This window comes from Pseudoxanthomonas suwonensis 11-1 (genome assembly GCF_000185965.1).
Lineage (GTDB): Bacteria > Pseudomonadota > Gammaproteobacteria > Xanthomonadales > Xanthomonadaceae > Pseudoxanthomonas > Pseudoxanthomonas suwonensis_A.
The window spans coordinates 144,882-160,303 of record NC_014924.1; the positions used below are offsets into that span (position 1 = coordinate 144,882).

At 71.8% G+C, this 15,422-nt stretch carries 13 protein-coding genes; 10 read left to right on the top strand and 3 right to left on the bottom strand.

Translation table 11 applies throughout. The annotated features are described in order from the left end of the window. The first annotated feature begins 140 nt into the window (after nt 1–140). Together PSESU_RS00640 and ubiB are read left to right on the top strand one after the other, a co-directional pair. A complete protein-coding gene (locus PSESU_RS00640) occupies nt 141–773 on the top strand; it encodes a ubiquinone biosynthesis accessory factor UbiJ (protein WP_013533820.1) in 633 nt (210 codons plus the stop codon). Then, the gene (gene ubiB, locus PSESU_RS00645; RefSeq protein WP_013533821.1) at nt 770–2,428 is read left to right on the top strand and encodes a ubiquinone biosynthesis regulatory protein kinase UbiB; all 1,659 of its coding nucleotides are present in this window, start codon (nt 770–772) and stop codon (nt 2,426–2,428) included. Before PSESU_RS00640 ends, ubiB begins: the two co-directional genes overlap by 4 nt. 77 nt (nt 2,429–2,505) lie before the next feature. Here the strand turns inward: ubiB and PSESU_RS00650 are convergent, their stop codons facing one another. Then, the gene (locus PSESU_RS00650) at nt 2,506–5,307 is read right to left on the bottom strand and encodes a M16 family metallopeptidase (protein WP_013533822.1); all 2,802 of its coding nucleotides are present in this window, start codon (nt 5,305–5,307) and stop codon (nt 2,506–2,508) included. A 199-nt stretch (nt 5,308–5,506) separates the two neighbouring features. Here PSESU_RS00650 and PSESU_RS00655 point away from each other — a divergent pair, with 199 nt between their 5' ends. From PSESU_RS00655 to PSESU_RS00675, 5 genes are all read left to right on the top strand, one after another. Then, nucleotides 5,507–6,328, top strand: a complete 822-nt coding sequence (locus PSESU_RS00655) for a pseudouridine synthase (RefSeq protein ID WP_013533823.1) — start codon at nt 5,507–5,509, stop codon at nt 6,326–6,328. Between the two features lie 38 nt (nt 6,329–6,366). Next, nucleotides 6,367–6,798, top strand: coding sequence for an alternative ribosome rescue aminoacyl-tRNA hydrolase ArfB (gene arfB, locus PSESU_RS00660; RefSeq protein ID WP_013533824.1), 432 nt, complete (start codon nt 6,367–6,369; stop codon nt 6,796–6,798). Nucleotides 6,799–6,800: 2 nt separating this feature from the next. Next, nucleotides 6,801–7,412, top strand: coding sequence for a lysophospholipid acyltransferase family protein (locus PSESU_RS00665; protein WP_041763704.1), 612 nt, complete (start codon nt 6,801–6,803; stop codon nt 7,410–7,412). A gap of 9 nt (nt 7,413–7,421) precedes the next feature. Beyond that, the gene (locus PSESU_RS00670; protein ID WP_013533826.1) at nt 7,422–8,852 is read left to right on the top strand and encodes a cryptochrome/photolyase family protein; all 1,431 of its coding nucleotides are present in this window, start codon (nt 7,422–7,424) and stop codon (nt 8,850–8,852) included. Nucleotides 8,853–8,953: 101 nt separating this feature from the next. Further along, nucleotides 8,954–9,217 (top strand): hypothetical protein, encoded by a 264-nt coding sequence (locus PSESU_RS00675; RefSeq protein WP_013533827.1) that lies wholly within the window; start codon nt 8,954–8,956, stop codon nt 9,215–9,217. A 68-nt stretch (nt 9,218–9,285) separates the two neighbouring features. Here the strand turns inward: PSESU_RS00675 and PSESU_RS00680 are convergent, their stop codons facing one another. Both PSESU_RS00680 and PSESU_RS00685 read right to left on the bottom strand, forming a co-directional pair. After that, complete coding sequence (locus PSESU_RS00680; RefSeq protein ID WP_013533828.1) at nt 9,286–9,984, bottom strand: hypothetical protein; 699 nt, start codon at nt 9,982–9,984, stop codon at nt 9,286–9,288. Nucleotides 9,985–10,044: 60 nt separating this feature from the next. After that, a complete protein-coding gene (locus PSESU_RS00685) occupies nt 10,045–11,049 on the bottom strand; it encodes a LysR family transcriptional regulator (protein ID WP_013533829.1) in 1,005 nt (334 codons plus the stop codon). Between the two features lie 70 nt (nt 11,050–11,119). On the opposite strand from PSESU_RS00685, the gene aceB reads away from it, so the two are divergent. The 3 genes from aceB to PSESU_RS00700 all read left to right on the top strand — a co-directional run bounded on the left by aceB (nt 11,120) and on the right by PSESU_RS00700 (nt 15,418). Then, nucleotides 11,120–12,808, top strand: coding sequence for a malate synthase A (gene aceB, locus PSESU_RS00690; RefSeq protein WP_013533830.1), 1,689 nt, complete (start codon nt 11,120–11,122; stop codon nt 12,806–12,808). A 162-nt stretch (nt 12,809–12,970) separates the two neighbouring features. Next, nucleotides 12,971–14,263 (top strand): isocitrate lyase, encoded by a 1,293-nt coding sequence (aceA, locus tag PSESU_RS00695; protein WP_013533831.1) that lies wholly within the window; start codon nt 12,971–12,973, stop codon nt 14,261–14,263. Between the two features lie 120 nt (nt 14,264–14,383). After that, on the top strand, nt 14,384–15,418 hold the full coding sequence (locus tag PSESU_RS00700; RefSeq protein ID WP_013533832.1) for a GGDEF domain-containing protein: 1,035 nt from the start codon (nt 14,384–14,386) through the stop codon (nt 15,416–15,418). Nucleotides 15,419–15,422: the final 4 nt, after the last annotated feature.

Below are 15,422 nucleotides of genomic sequence, written 5' to 3' on the forward strand. Positions count from 1 at the left end.
CGAGCCGGCGCCCACCGGGCGCCGCCGGCAGGACCCATCGACAAGGGCGTGGCCACCGGCCGCGCCCTTGTCGTATCCGCCGCACCGCTGCCGGCCGGCCAGGGCCGGTGCGTGCACCCGGCGACCGCTAGAATGGCCACATGCCAAGCCCCCTCGATGCCCTCAAGCCGCTGGCCGGACGCGCCCTGGAAGCGGCGCTCAACCGTGCCGCGGCCCTCGACCCGGACACCCTCGCCGCGCTGTCGCAACTGCACGGCCGCAGCGTCTCCCTGACCCTGGAACGACCGCCGCTGGCGCTGGAGATCCGGGTGCACGACCAGTACCTGCAGGTCGGTCCGCCGCTGCGCGAGGCCGACCTGGCCGTGCGCGGCACCATCGGCGGCCTGCTCGGGCAGGTGCCGTTCCTGGCCGCCGCCGCGCGCGGGCGCCCCGCAGGCCGCCTGCACGTGTCCGGCGACGCGGACCTCGCGCGCCGCCTGCAGAAGCTGGCCACCGGATTCGAGCCGGACTGGCAGCAGCCCTTCGTCGAGGCCTTCGGCCCGGTACTGGGCGTGCAGCTGGCCAATGCCGCGGCCGCCGCCCTGCGCGGCGCGCGTGGCCTGGCCAGTGGCCTGGTGCGCTCCGGCGCCGAGTTCCTGGTCGAGGAATCGCGCGACGTGGTCGGCCGCGCCGAGCTGGCTGCGTTCAACGACGACGTCGATGCGGTGCGCGACGACGTCGAGCGCTTGGCCGCGCGCCTCGGCCGCCTGCGCGTGCCGGGGAGCGCGTCGTGAGGGGCGCGCTGCGCGCCTGGCGCATCGCCCGGGTGGTGCTGCGCTACCGCCTGGACGCGCTGCTCGATGGGACCCCGGCCGAGCGCTTCCTGCGCCTGGCGCGTCCGTTCGTGCCGCGCGCCAGCGCCGATGTCGCCGCGCAGCCGCCGGGCATGCGCCTGCGCCTGGCGCTGCAGGAGCTGGGACCGATCTTCGTCAAGTTCGGGCAGATCCTCTCCACCCGCCGCGACCTGCTGCCGCCGGACATCGCCGAGGAACTGGCGATGCTGCAGGACCAGGTCGCACCGTTCGACGGCCAGGCCGCGCAGGCGATCGTCGAGCAGGCGCTCGGCCGCCCGGTGGACGTGGCGTTCGCCCAGTTCGACACCCGCCCGCTGGCCTCGGCCTCGATCGCCCAGGTCCACGCCGCGCGCCTGCACGACGGCCGCGAGGTGGTGGTCAAGGTGCTGCGCCCGGGGATCGAGCGCCAGATCGAAGCCGACATCGCCCTGCTGCGCTCGCTCGCCGCGGTGGTCGACCGCGCCCATCCGAAGGCCGACCGCATCCGCCCGCAGGCGGTGGTGGCGGAGATCGAGACCACCCTGGCCGCCGAGCTGGACCTGCAGCGCGAGGGTGCCAACGCCAGCGTGATGCGCCGGTTCTGGAAGGATTCCCCGGACATGTACGTGCCGGAGGTGATCTGGACCCACACCGCGCAGCGGGCGCTGACCATGGAGCGGGTGCACGGCATCCCCTCCGACGACATCGCCGCGCTGGATGCCGCGGGCATCGACCGCAGGGTGCTGGCGGCCAAGGGCGTGCGGGTGTTCTACACCCAGGTGTTCCGCGACAACTTCTTCCACGCCGACGCCCACTCCGGAAACATCTGGGTCGATACCGACCCGGCGCGGCGCGGCGATCCGCGCTTCATCGCCCTGGATTTCGGCATCGTCGGCCAGCTGTCCTCGCGCGACCAGTACTACCTGGCCGAGAACTTCATGGCCATCTTCCAGCAGGACTACCGGCGCATCGCCGAGCTGCACGTGGAAGCGGGCTGGATGCCGGCGACGGTGCGGATCGAGGAGCTGGAGGCGGCGGCGCGCGCGGTGTGCGAGCCGTACTTCACCCGGCCGCTGAGCGAGGTCTCGCTGGCCGAGGTGCTGGCCAAGCTGTTCCGCACCGCGCAGCGCTACGAGTTGACCCTGCAGCCGCAGCTGATCCTGCTGCAGAAGACCCTGCTCAACATCGAGGGCGTGGGCCGGCAGCTCGACCCGCAGCTGGACATCTGGGAGGTCGCGCGGCCGGTGCTGGAGAAGATCCTGCGCGAGCGCTACAGCCCGCGCCGGCTGCTGCGCGAGTTCCGCCAGCGCGCCCCGGAGCTGATGACCCGCGCGCCGGAGATGCCGCGCCTGCTGCACACCTGGCTGGAGCAGCAGGTGCAGGGACGCCACCAGACCGGCATCCATGCACCGGAGCTGGCCGGGATCGAGCACACCCTGAAGGTGATGCAGCGGCGCTCGGTCGCCGCGATCCTCGGCGTCGGCCTGCTGCTGGTGGCGGCGGTGCTGTACGCGCTGGAGGCCGGCGGCCCGCGCCTGGCCGGGGTGCCGCTGTCGGCCTGGGTGGCCGGCATCGGCGGCCTGTGGGCGGTGCTGGCCGCCTTGCCGCGCCGCTGAAGGACGATCGCCGCGGCAGGCCGCGGCGATCGGTTGGCAGGGCCGGTCGCTCCGTACGGCGGGCCGGCCCGTCGGGCTCAGCCCTGCGGCGGTTGCGCCACGGCCGGCACCGCCGCCGCGGCCCTGGCCGCCGCGTCGAAGTCCCCGGACACGAACACGCTCAGGCGCGCCGGATCCAGGTGGCGGCGGATCGCCGCGTTGACCTGGTCCACCGTCAGCGCCCGGTACTGCGCCTCGCGCGCGGCGGTGAACTTCATCGTGCGGCCATGGAACAGCTGGTCCTGGAGGATGCCGGCCAGGTGGCCATCGCTGGCCCGGCCCTGTTCCAGTTCGGTCAGCAGGCCGGATACCGCGTCGCGCAGCTCTTCGGCGGTGATGCCGTCGGCCAGCAGCCGCGCCAGCTCCTCGCGCACCGCCACGTCGACCCGCTCCATGTTCTGCGGCGCGGCGATGGCCTGGATGACGAAGCTGCCGTCGTCGTCGGTGCCGTCGATGCTGTCGTCGGCGTTGACCTGGCTGCCCACGCCATAGCTGAGGCCTTCCTTCTGGCGGATGCGGTTGCCCAGGCGCGAGGTCATCGAGTCGCCGCCGAACACACGGTTGGCCACCGACAGCGCGAGATAGTCGTCGTCGCTGTAGCGCAGCGGGATGTTGTGCCGCGCCAGCAGCACCGCGTTGGGCTTGTCCGCGACCGGCAGCTTCGACACCAGCGGGTCGACGGCGTGGTAGCGGGTAGCGATCGGCGTGTACGGGCGCGGGCTGTCCCAGCCGGCGAACAGCTCCTGCAGCTGCTTCTCCAGCGCCTCGGCGTCGAAGTCGCCGACCACCGCGATCTCGCCGCGCGAGGTGCCGTAGAAGTCGCGATGGAACGCGACCAGGTCCTCGCGCTTCAACGCGCGCACGCGCTCCAGCGACTCGTCGATGGTGTCCACGTGCAGCGGATGCCCGGCCGGCCACGGATCGAAGTACAGCGCCATCGCCTGCGAGGCGATGCTGCCCGGATCCGTGCGCGCCGCCTCCAGGCTGGTGACCTGCTGCAGCCGCAGCTGCTCGAACTCGTCCTCCGGGAACGACGGCTCGCGCAGCAGCTGGGCCATCAGCGCCAGTGCCTCGGGCAGGTGCTCGCGGCGGCTGAGCAGGCTCAGGTTCGCGCCGGTCAGGCCGCCCTGTACGCCGCCCTTGGTCTGCAACGCCTCCAGCCGGCGGTCGATCTCGACCCGGCTGAGCTGGCGGGTACCGCGCATCAGCATCGCGCCGGCCATATCCGCGGCGGCGTCGCGCCCGGCCAGGCTTTCGGCGTCGCCGAAGCGGAAGCGGCCCACCACCGAGACCGTGCCGCCACGGGTGCGCTTGGGCAGCAGTGCGACCTTGAGGCCGTCGCCCAGGGTGATGCGGCGGGTGCGGGCCTCGATGTTGGCCGGGGTCGGCTCGAAGTGCTCGCCCGAGTCGACCGCGGCGCGCCCGGTGTATCCGGCGACCACGCTGGCGGCGGTCGGCGCCACGGGCACCTCGACCCGGTCGGGGGTGTCGGTTGCGATGAAGCGGCCGAGCGTGCGGTTGCCCGGACGCAGGTACTGCGTGGCAACCCGGTTGACGTCCGCGGTGGTGACGGCTGCCACCGCGTCGCGCTGGGTGAGCAGCAGGCGCCAGTCGCCGGCGGCGACCGACTCGGTCAGGCGCATGCCCACCGCATTGACGTCGGTGAAGTACAGGTCGTGGTTGTTGGCGATGCGCTGCTTGGCCTCGGCCACCTCCTCGTCGGTGACGGGATTGGTGGCAAGTGCCTCCAGCTGCGCCAGCAGCACCTCCTCCATCTTCGCCGCGTCGCCGCTTCGCGGCTGCAGCGCGATGGCGGTGAACAGGCCGGGCTGGGCGAGGGTTTCGCCCCAGGAACCGGCGGCGGCTGCGATCCGGGTTTCCACCAGCGCCCTGTGCAGGCGTCCGGCCGGGGTATGGCCGAGCACATCGGCCAGCACCGCCAGTGCCGCGCTGTCCGGATGGGTCGAGGCGGGTACGTGGTAGGCCGCGGCGACCACGCCGAGGTCGCCGGTGCGGCGCACGACCACGGTGCGCTCGCCGTCCTGCGCCGGCTCGATGGTGGGCACCCGCGGCAGCGCGGACTTCGGGTTGCGCAGCGCGCCGAAGCTGGACTGCACCTTCGCCAGCGTCGTGGCCGGATCGATGCGGCCGGCGATCACCAAGGTCGCGTTGTCCGGCCGGTACCAGGTCCGGTAGAAGTCCTGCAGCTGCCCGATGCCCATGCCTTCCACGTCCGAACGCGCGCCGACGGTGGAATTGCCGTAGTTGTGCCAGAGGAAGGCGGTCGAGCGCAGGCGCTCGAGCAGCACGTTGGCCGGATTGTTCTCGCGCGCCTCCAGTTCGTTGCGCACCACGGTCATCTCGCTGTCCAGGTCCGCCCTGGACACGTTCGAGTTGAGCATGCGGTCGGCTTCCATCCGCAGCACCCAGGACAGGGTGTCGTCGTTGGCGGGGAAGGCGGCGTAGTAGTTGGTGCGGTCCAGCGAGGTGGTGGCGTTGTAGCTGATGCCGCGGCGCTTCATCTCGCCGGGGATGTCCGCATGGGTCGGCGTGCCCTTGAACAGCAGGTGCTCCAGCAGGTGGGCCATGCCGGTCTGGCCATACTGCTCGTGCACCGAACCCACGCCATAGGTGAGGTTGACCGTTACCGTCGGCTTGGTGGAATCGGGGAACAGCAGCACGCGCATGCCGTTGCCGAGGGTGTATTCGCTGATGCCCTCGATGCTGGGTCCGGCGGTCACGCCCTTGGGCAGGGCCGGCGTGGCGGCAGGGGCCGCGGGTACCGGCAGCAGCAGGGCGAGGGCCAGCGCGAGCGCGGAAAAGGATCTTCCGGAAATCATCCTTGGTCTCCAGTCGTTGTCGATGTGGGCGGGAAGCCCGCGCCGGAGTGTGTCAGAACACCGGGGCGGCAGGAGTGCCGCTGGTCATGCGTGCAAGCGGATCTATACAGGCCGGGCGCCAGGCGTCGCGATGGAAGGCAACCGGCCGGCCGGCGATGCCACGCATCTTCCAGTCGTCCCCTCCCTGCAGGTCGTCTCCATGCAACCGCCGGAACGCGCCACGGCCGGCCGCCGTCGCCCGCTCCGGGCCGGGTGCGGCAAAACCCGCCGACCCGCGGATAATGCGCGGGTGAACGAACAACTCCCCGGATCCCTTCCCGTCCTCCACGCCGACCAATGGCTGGCCGTGGTCGACAAGCCCGCCGGCCTGATGGTCCACGACAGCGTGCTGGCGGCCGACGAGACCGACTTTGCCGCCGACCGGCTGCGCGCCCAGTTCGGCCGCCAGGTGTTCCTGGTCCACCGCCTGGACCGCGCCACCAGTGGCTGCCTGCTGCTGGCGTTCGACCGCGACACCGCCTCGGCGCTCGGCAAGGCGGTGATGGCCCAGCAGCTGGACAAGCGCTACCTGGCGGTGTGCCGCGGCTGGCCCGAGGAAGGGTTCACCATCGACCATCCGCTGGATGGCGGCCCCGGCAAGCCGCAGAAGAAGCCGGCGGTGACCCGCTTCCGGCGCCTGGCCTGCGGCGAGCTGGACGAGCCCTCGGCCGGATTCCCGACCTCGCGCTACGCACTGCTGGAATGCGCGCCGGTGACCGGGCGCTTCCGCCAGATCCGGCGCCACCTCAAGCACGCCTCGCACCACCTGATCGGCGACACCAGCCATGGCGACGGCCGCCACAACCGCGCCTTCCGCATGCGCGGCGTGCACCGGATGCTGCTGCACGCCTGGCAGCTGGGTTTTCCGCACCCGAAGGACGGGCAGGAGATGACGGTCGTGGCGCCGCCCTCCGGCGAGTTCCTCAAGGCCATGGCGCTGTTCGGCTGGAGCCTGGCGGACGGCGCCGCCGGCGGCGGCTGAGCACGCGCCGCGGGGCGTCGCCCGCTTACAATCCGCCCATGCCCGTCGACGTGCTCAGCATCAGTCCCGACCTGGCGATCCCGGAGTCGGAGATCGTCGAGCGGTTCGTGCGCGCCAGCGGCGCCGGCGGCCAGAACGTCAACAAGGTTTCCACCGCCGTCGAGCTGCGGTTCGACATCGCCGGTTCGCCGTCCCTGCCCGAGGACCTGCGCCAGCGGCTGCTGGCCCGGCGCGACCGGCGCCTGACCGACGACGGCGTGCTGGTGATCGATGCGCAGCGCTTCCGCACCCAGGAGCGCAACCGCCAGGACGCACGCGAGCGGCTGGCGGGTTTCATCGCCGCCGGCCTGGCGGTACCGAAGCGGCGCATCGCGACCCGCCCCACCCGTGCCTCGCAGAAGCGCCGGATCGAGGGCAAGCGCGAGCGCAGCGAGATCAAGCGCGGGCGTTCGCGCCGCGATTGGGAATGAGCATGTCCGAAGCAACTCCCCTGCTGCCGGTGATGCCGGCGCAGGTCCCGCAGGTTCCCGCCGCCGGCTTCAACCGCTTCACCCGCTGGCTCGGCCGCAGCGTGCTGCGCCTGGGCGGCTGGCGCGTGGTGGGCGAGATCCCCCCGGTTGGCCGGCTGGTGGTGATCGCCGCGCCGCACTCGTCCAACTGGGACGGGATCTGGGGCATGGCCGCCAAGCTGGCGCTGGGCGTGGACATCCGCGTGCTGGGCAAGGCCCAGCTGTTCTGGTGGCCGCTGTCGATCGTGCTGCGCCGCCTGGGCGTGATCCCGGTGGACCGCAGCAACCCGCACGGCATCGTCGAGCAGGCCATCGACCTGGTGCGCGGCAGCGAGCGCATGTGGTTCGTGGTCGCGCCGGAAGGCACGCGCAAGGCGGTCAAGGAATGGAAGCGCGGCTTCTGGAAGATCGCCCACGGCGCCCAGGTGCCGGTGCTGATGGCCTACTTCCACTACCCGGAGCGGATCATCGGCTTCGGCCCGCTGTTCCACACCACCGGCGACATGGAGGCCGACATGGCCGCCGTGCGCGCCTGGTACCGGCCGTGGATGGGCCGCAACCGCGGCACCACCTGAGGACTGCACATGGGCGTGGCGCTGGTCTGGTTCCGTGACGATCTCAGGCTGGACGACCACCCCGCCCTGCGCGCCGCGCTGGACCGCGGCCTGGTGCCAGTACCGGTGTACATCCACGCGCCGGACGAGGAGGGCGCCTGGGCACCCGGCGCGGCCTCGGACGCCTGGCGCCGGCGCTCGCTGGCAGCCCTGGCCGAGGCGCTGGCGCAGCGCGGCTCGCGCCTGCTGATGCTGCACGGCCCCAGCCTCGGCACGCTGCAGGCGTTGGCCGCGCTGACCGGTGCCGAGGCGGTGCTGTGGAACCGGCGCTACGAGCCGCACATCGAGGCCCGCGATACCCGGATCAAGCGGCAGCTGCGCCAGGCCGGGCTGCACGCGGAGAGCTTCAACGGCTCGCTGCTGTTCGAGCCGTGGGAGATCGAGACGAAGCAGGGCGACCCGTACCGGGTGTTCACCCCGTTCTGGAAGAACGCGCTGGCGCAGTGGCGGCTGCGGCCGCTGTGGGAGGCGTCGGCGCGGCTGCCCTCGCCGGACCAGGCCGGTGCCCCCGACGGCCGGCACCTGGACGCGATCGTCCCCGAGACCCGCCCGGACTGGGATGCCGGCTTCTGGGACGAGGCCACCCCCGGCGAGGCCGGTGCCCGCGCGCGGCTGCAGGCCTTCCTCGCCCACGGCCTGGAGGGCTACGCCCAGGCCCGCGACCGCATGGCAGTGGACGGCACCTCGCGGCTGTCGGCGCACCTGCACTTCGGCGAGGTCTCGGTGCAGCGGGTGGCGGCGGCGGTGCTGGCGGCCGAGGTGCCCGCGCCCGACCGCGAGCGCTTCCTGGCCGAGCTGGGCTGGCGCGAGTTCGCCCACCACGTGATGCACCACTACCCGCACGTGGTCGACCAGGACCTGGATCCGCGCATGGCCGACTTCCGCTGGGCGCGGCCGCTACGCACCACCCTGGACGCCTGGGAGCGCGGCCGCACCGGCGTGCCGATCATCGACGCCGGCATGCGCCAGCTGTGGCAGACCGGGTGGATGCACAATCGGGTGCGGATGATCGTCGCCAGCTGGGTGACCAAGCACCTGCGCCTGCACTGGCGCCATGGCGCGCGCTGGTTCTGGGACACGCTCGTGGACGCCGACCTGGCCAACAACACCCAGGGCTGGCAGTGGGCTGCCGGCACCGGCGCCGACGCGGCGCCGTACTTCCGGGTGTTCAACCCGGTCAGCCAGGCGATGAAGTTCGATCCGCAGGGCGAATACATCGCCCGCTGGCTGCCGGAGCTGGCGGCCCTGCCGCTGCCGGCCCGGTTCGCCCCCTGGGAGCATCCGGACCTGCTGCGGCGGCTGGCGCCGCGCTACCCGCGCCAGCCCCAGGTCGACCTGGCCCAGGGCCGGGCGGCGGCGCTGGAGGCCTTCGCGGCCCTGCGCGCCGGACGCGAAGGCTGAGGCGCGGGCGGCCGCGGTCGTGGCCGGACCGGCCCTGCGTCCGGGGGAGACGGCCGCCAGACCGGGGCGCAGCGCCCATGCAACGGACAAGGAAGCTGACCATGCAGTCGAGCCGCAACAGCCAGGGGTTCGCCAGCGAGTGGCTGATCGCCGCCGCCTGCTTCATCGCCGGCGTCGCCTGGACACCGCTGTTCCATGCCGGGGCCTTCGCCGCCGCCGGCCTGGCCATCGCCCGCCGCCACCGCCTGCTGGGCTATGCCACCGTGGCCTTCGGCATGGGCTTCTTCCTGCTGGTGTCCGGCTACCACGTGGGCAAGGACCTCGCCCATCGCGACCAGCAGGTCGCGGCCGCGAAGGAACGCTGAGCCCAGCGACTGCGCCTGCGTAGCAGGAGGCCGAGAAGCCCGCCGCAGCGGGCTGCCCGCGGCCGGGCTCAGGCCACCCCGCCTTCGCCGCCCGCGGCCGGATCATCCCGGGCGCCGCGGCTGGCGCCCATGCCCATACCCATGCCGGCTCCGCCGGCCATGGCACCGCCGGCTCCGCCGCCGCCACCGGGACGTCCGCCGGCGGGTTCGCGCTTGCCCCCGCCGCCGGCGGCCACGCGCAGCGGTCCCTGCGCCGGGATCACCAGTGAGGCCGGGATCGGCTCCAGGTCCAGCGCCTGGCGGATGAAGACCCGCAGCGAGGCCACCAGCGCCGCGGTTTCCACCGGTCGACCGGCCACCATGTCGCGCGCCGCGGCGGCCGCCAGTCCTACCTGCTCCTCCGTGCCCAGCAGGATCACGTCCGACAGGGCGGCCTCGACCGCATCGCGGATGCGGCGGCGACGCTCGGCGGCGGCGGAGGTGGGGTCGTCGGCTTCGCCGGCATCGCCCGGCTGCATCGAACGCAGGTCGCGCAGGTGGGCGGGGCTCACTACCAGTTCGCCGGTGAACGAGCCGCCCAGCGTCTTGTAGGCGGCGATCAGGGTCTTCAGGCGCTCGTTGATCTGGCGGTTCTCGCGCTCGCGACGCCGCTGCAGGGTCTGCATGAACACCAGGCGGATGCCGACCGCGACCAGCGACACCGCCACCAGGCTGCCCAGGGTCGTGAGCAGGGCGGACCATGAGCTGAGATCAAGCAGACTGCGCATGCACGCGAACCCCGGGCGGAAAGCCCAACCTTAGCGCCGGCCGCGCGCGCATGGTGCCCTTCAGCGTTCGGAATGGCCGCTCTGGTCGTACTCGCGCGGGGCCAGCAGGTCCGGGCGGATCAGGGCGATGAAGGCGCGCGCCTGTGGCGACAGCACCCGGCCCTTGCGCACGACCACGCCGTAGCTGCGCGACGGGAAGAACGCCGCCAGCGAACGCGAACCCAGGCGGGCGTCGTCGCCCTCGCCCAGGCAGATCGAGGGCACGATCGAGACTCCCAGGCCCATGGCCACGTACTGCTTGATCACGTCCCAGCCGCTGACCTCCAGCCCGACCGTGTACGGGATCCGGTTCTGCTGCAGCACCAGGTCGACCAGGCGCCAGGTGATCTGGCGCTGCGGCGGCAGGATCAGCGGGTATCCGGACAGGTCCGACAGCTCCAGCCGCGACTTGCGCAGCAGCGGATGCCCGGGCGGCGCCACCAGCCGCTGCTCGAAGCGGTGGGCGGCCTCGTAACTGAGGTCGGCCGGCACGTCGAGCATGGTCCCGACCACCAGGTCCACCTTGTCCTCGCGCAGCAGATCGGCGCCCTCGCCGGTGACCACGTTGCTGAGCACCAGGTGCACTTCCGGGTGCTGTTGGCGGAAGGCGGCGACGATCTTCGGCAGCAGGTAGAGGATGGTCGAGCTGTTGGCGGCGATCCGCAGCTCGCCGGCGTCCAGCCCGCGCACGCGCTCGCGGAAGGCGTTCTCCAGGCCGTCCAGCTGCTCGACCAGGGGCAGGGCCATCTCGTAGAGCAGTTCGCCCTCGCGGGTGGGCAGCAGGCGGCGTCCGCTGCGTTCCAGCAGGGGGGTGCCGAGGTCGCGTTCCAGCGCCTGGAGTTGCAGGGTGATGGCCGGCTGGGACACGAAAAGCGCTTCCGCGGCCCTCGAGACCGAGCCCAGACGGACCGTCTGGCAGAACGCCCGCAGCGGTTTGAGGCGGTCGGATTTGTAGGAAAAACGAGGACTTGCAGGCGGGCTCACGCGACCGTCACCAGCAATATAAGGCAGATTTATGGGATACATTGACAAAACTGCTTTGTCAAATATGTTGCGGGACAGCAGCGTGGACTCCCGACCGATGCAGGAGCACGTCATGTCCGCCGCCGCCGAAAGTGCCATTCCCGCCTCTCCCGCCCCGGGCCCGCGCCCGATCCCGGCCGTCGTCCCCAAGGGCGCCGCCGGGCTTTCGCTGACCGAGCGGGTCGCAGGCCAGGAACAGCTGCTTCCGGCGCCGCTGCTGGGCCTGCTGGTGACGCTGCACCGGGCGATCGAGCCGGAGCGCCGCGCCCTGCTCGCCGCTCGCCGCGAGCGCCAGGCGTTCTACGACGCCGGCGGCCTGCCTGACTTCCGCGACGACACCCGCGCCATCCGCGAGGGCGACTGGAAGGTCGCGCCGATCCCGCAGGCGCTGCAGGACCGCCGGGTGGAGATCACTGGCCCGGTCGACCCGAAGATGGTGATCAACGCGCTGAACTCCGGCGCGCACTGCTACATGGCCGACTTCGAGGATTCGACCGCACCGACCTGGCGCAACCTGCTGGCCGGCCAGGGCGCCCTGGCCGGCGCGGTGGAAGGCTCGCTGGCCTTCGAGGCCGGGAACGGCAAGCAGTACCGCCTGCGTCCGTACGAGGAGCGAGCCGTGCTGATCGTGCGTCCGCGCGGCTGGCACCTGGACGAGAAGCACGTGCGCGTGGACGGCGAGCCGATCGCCGGCGGCCTGTTCGACATGGCGGTGTTCGCGTACCACAACGCCCGCACCCTGATGGCCAACGACCGCGGGCCGTACTTCTACCTGCCCAAGCTGCAGTCGATGGAGGAAGCGGCGCTGTGGGAGACCGCGCTGTCCCACGTCGAGGCCTTCCTGGGCCTGCCGCACGGGCAGATGAAGGCCACCGTCCTGGTCGAGACCCTGCCGGCGGTGTTCGAGATGGACGAGATCCTGCACGCGCTGCGCGACCGGATCGTCGGCCTGAACTGCGGGCGCTGGGACTACATCTTCTCGTACCTGAAGACCTTCCGCGCCCATGCCGACAAGGTGTTGCCGGAGCGTGGCCAGGTGACCATGACCCAGCCGTTCCTGAAGGCGTATTCGGAACTGCTGATCCGCACCTGCCACCGCCGCGGCGCCCACGCCATGGGCGGCATGGCGGCGCAGATCCCCAATGCCTCCGACCCGGTGGCCAACGAGCAGGCGCTGGCCCGCGTGCGCGCCGACAAGCTGCGCGAGGTCACCGCCGGCCACGACGGCACCTGGGTCGCGCATCCGGCGCTGATCCCGGTGGCGCGCGAGATGTTCGACGCGCACATGCCGACCCCGAACCAGCACCACGTGCTGCGCGAGGACGTGCAGGTCAGCCGCGACGACCTGATCCGTCCGTGCGAGGGCACGATCACCCGCGAGGGCTTCGAGAACAACGTCGAGGTCTGCGTGCGCTACCTGGCCGCATGGCTGGACGGCAACGGCTGCGTCCCGATCCACGGGATGATGGAGGACGCGGCCACCGCCGAGATCGCCCGCGCCCAGCTGTGGCAATGGCTGCACCACTCCGATCCGCGCGGCCGCCACGCCGACGGCAGCCCGGTGCACCTGGCCGACGGCACGGTGGTCGACTTCGCCCTGTTCGAACGCACCCTGGCCGCGCTGCCCGGGCGCCTGGGCGACACCGCCGGCCTGCCTGGCGGCAACCGCATCGCCGAGGCGACCGCGCTGCTGGACGAGCTGACCCGCGCCTGCCAGCTGGTCGAGTTCCTGACCCTGCCCGCCTACGCCCGCCTCGACTGACCGCCGTTCCGGCGCCAGCCGGAACCCACCCGCACAAGCCCGGTACCCACCGGGACCCGGCCTCCTTCCCCGACGCCCGAAAGGGCACCGGATCCGGCGCGTTCGCCCCGGATCCGCGGAAGAACCATCGCAACCGCCCGACACAGCCCACGGAGAACCACCATGAGCACGCTGAAGACCGCCGAGCAGATCCAGCACGAATGGAACACCGACCCGCGCTGGGCCGGCATCACCCGCAACTACACCGCCGAGGACGTGGTCCGCCTGCGCGGCACCATCCCGGTCGACCACTCCATTGCCCGCATCACCTCCGGCAAGCTGTGGAACTACCTGCAGGACCTGGACTTCGTCAACGCGCTGGGCGCGCTGACCGGCAACCAGGCCATGCAGCAGGTCAAGGCGGGGCTCAAGGCGATCTACCTGAGCGGCTGGCAGGTGGCGGCCGACGCCAACCTGGCCGGGCAGATGTATCCCGACCAGTCGCTGTACCCGGCCGATTCGGTGCCGGCCGTGGTCAAGCGCATCAACAACACCCTGTTGCGCGCCGACCAGCTGCACCACGCCGAGGGCAACGACAGCATCGACTTCCTGCAGCCGATCGTGGCCGATGCCGAGGCCGGCTTCGGCGGCGTGCTCAACGCGTTCGAGCTGATGAAGGCGATGATCGAGGCCGGCGCCGCGGGCGTGCACTTCGAGGACCAGCTGGCCTCGGTGAAGAAGTGCGGCCACATGGGCGGCAAGGTCCTGGTGCCGACCCGCGAGGCGGTGGAGAAGCTCAACGCCGCGCGCCTGGCCGCCGACGTCATGGGCGTACCAACCATCCTGATCGCGCGCACCGATGCCGAGGCCGCCGACCTGCTGACCTCGGACATCGACGACAACGACAAGCCGTTCTGCACCGGCGAGCGCACCGTCGAGGGCTTCTACCGGGTCAGGAACGGCCTGGAGCAGTCGATCAGCCGCGGCCTGGCCTACGCGCCTTACGCCGACCTGGTCTGGTGCGAGACCGGCAAGCCGGACCTGGAGTTCGCGCGCAGGTTCGCCGAGGCCATCCACGCCAGGTACCCGGGCAAGATGCTGGCCTACAACTGCTCGCCGAGCTTCAACTGGAAGAAGAACCTGGACGACGCCACGATCGCGAAGTTCCAGAAGGAGATCGCCAGCTACGGCTACAAGTTCCAGTTCATCACCCTGGCCGGCTTCCACGCCCTGAACTACTCGATGTTCAACCTGGCCCACGGCTATGCCCGCAACCAGATGAGCGCCTTCGTCGAGCTGCAGGAAGCGGAGTTCGCCGCCGCCGGCAAGGGCTTCACCGCGGTCAAGCACCAGCGCGAGGTCGGTACCGGCTATTTCGACGCGGTGACCCAGGCGATCCAGCAGGGCCAGTCCTCGACCACGGCGCTGAAGGGTTCGACCGAGGAAGAGCAGTTCCACGACCGCAGCGCCGCCTGACCAGGGGCCCACGGCGCCGGGTCACCGGCGCCGGTACGGCCGAGGAAACGTGACCGGATCGGCAGTCCCCGTGCTATCTTCGGCGATCCCCGCGGGGAGCGGTCGGATGGGGGACGACGGATGTCGCACGACGGCGGGGGCGCCAACGCCCTCCAAGAGAGGACCAGCCTGCAACCGGACGCCGCGGCGCTGCTCGCGTCGCGCGAGTACGCGCTGTTCGCCTCCCTGGGCCGGACCCGCGAGATCGCCGCCGGCCAGTCCCTGTTCCGCCGTGGCGACACCGGCCGGGTCATGTACCTGGTGGTCGAGGGCGAGATCGAGCTGGACTTCGGTTCGGACCTGGCGCTCAAGCGCCTGGGGCCGCGCGAGTTCTTCGGCGAACTTGGCCTGCTGATCGGCGAACACACCCGCAGCGCCGATGCCGCCGCCACCACCGACACCCGCCTGATCGAGCTGGGGCTGGAGGAGTTCCAGGCCCTGGTCGACGCCGACCCGGCCCTGGTCGCGCAGTTCCTGCGCCGCGCCATCGCCCGGGTGGTGCTGAACGAGCAGGGCCTGATCCGCCAGCTCCGGCGCCGCAACCAGGACCTGGAAACGGCCCTGGACAACCTCTACGCCACCACCCACCAGCTCAACCAGACCGAGGAGCTGGCCCGGGTCGACGAGCTCACCGGCCTCTACAACCGCCGCGGCCTGATCCAGCACCTGCAGGACTGCCGCCAGCGCGGCTTCAAGGGCGGCGTCGGCCTGCTGCTGGTGGACTGCGACAGCTTCAAGCGGGTCAACGACGCCCACGGCCACCTGGCCGGCGACCGCGTGCTGCAGAACATCGCCGGCATCCTGCGTTCGGTGTCCAGCCCGGAGGACGTGGCCTGCCGCCTGGGCGGCGACGAGTTCTGCCTGCTGGTCATGGCCGAGGGCCGTGACGACGTCCTGCGCTACGCCGAGTTCGTGCTGGAGACCACCCGCAACCTGCTGCGCCTGCAGCAGGCCGTGCCCACCATCTGCCCGGTCAGCATCGGCGCCTGCCTGGTGGACGTGCACAGCGACTGGAACCACTGGTACGCCCACGCCGATGCCGCCCTGTACCAGGCCAAGCGCGACGGCGGCAACCGCGTGCGTTGGGCCGACGGCGAGTTGCCCGTGCGCCTTTGAGGAG

Coding starts and splice junctions, on each gene's coding strand:
- PSESU_RS00685 (WP_013533829.1), bottom strand. CDS start 11,049: ATGTATCCCATAAATCTGCCTTATATTGCTGGTGACGGTCGCGTGAGC.
- PSESU_RS00655 (WP_013533823.1), top strand. CDS start 5,507: ATGCAACCGCCGGAACGCGCCACGGCCGGCCGCCGTCGCCCGCTCCGG.
- aceB (WP_013533830.1), top strand. CDS start 11,120: ATGTCCGCCGCCGCCGAAAGTGCCATTCCCGCCTCTCCCGCCCCGGGC.
- PSESU_RS00675 (WP_013533827.1), top strand. CDS start 8,954: ATGCAGTCGAGCCGCAACAGCCAGGGGTTCGCCAGCGAGTGGCTGATC.
- PSESU_RS00665 (WP_041763704.1), top strand. CDS start 6,801: ATGTCCGAAGCAACTCCCCTGCTGCCGGTGATGCCGGCGCAGGTCCCG.
- PSESU_RS00680 (WP_013533828.1), bottom strand. CDS start 9,984: ATGCGCAGTCTGCTTGATCTCAGCTCATGGTCCGCCCTGCTCACGACC.
- arfB (WP_013533824.1), top strand. CDS start 6,367: ATGCCCGTCGACGTGCTCAGCATCAGTCCCGACCTGGCGATCCCGGAG.
- PSESU_RS00640 (WP_013533820.1), top strand. CDS start 141: ATGCCAAGCCCCCTCGATGCCCTCAAGCCGCTGGCCGGACGCGCCCTG.
- PSESU_RS00700 (WP_013533832.1), top strand. CDS start 14,384: ATGTCGCACGACGGCGGGGGCGCCAACGCCCTCCAAGAGAGGACCAGC.
- PSESU_RS00670 (WP_013533826.1), top strand. CDS start 7,422: ATGGGCGTGGCGCTGGTCTGGTTCCGTGACGATCTCAGGCTGGACGAC.
- aceA (WP_013533831.1), top strand. CDS start 12,971: ATGAGCACGCTGAAGACCGCCGAGCAGATCCAGCACGAATGGAACACC.
- PSESU_RS00650 (WP_013533822.1), bottom strand. CDS start 5,307: ATGATTTCCGGAAGATCCTTTTCCGCGCTCGCGCTGGCCCTCGCCCTG.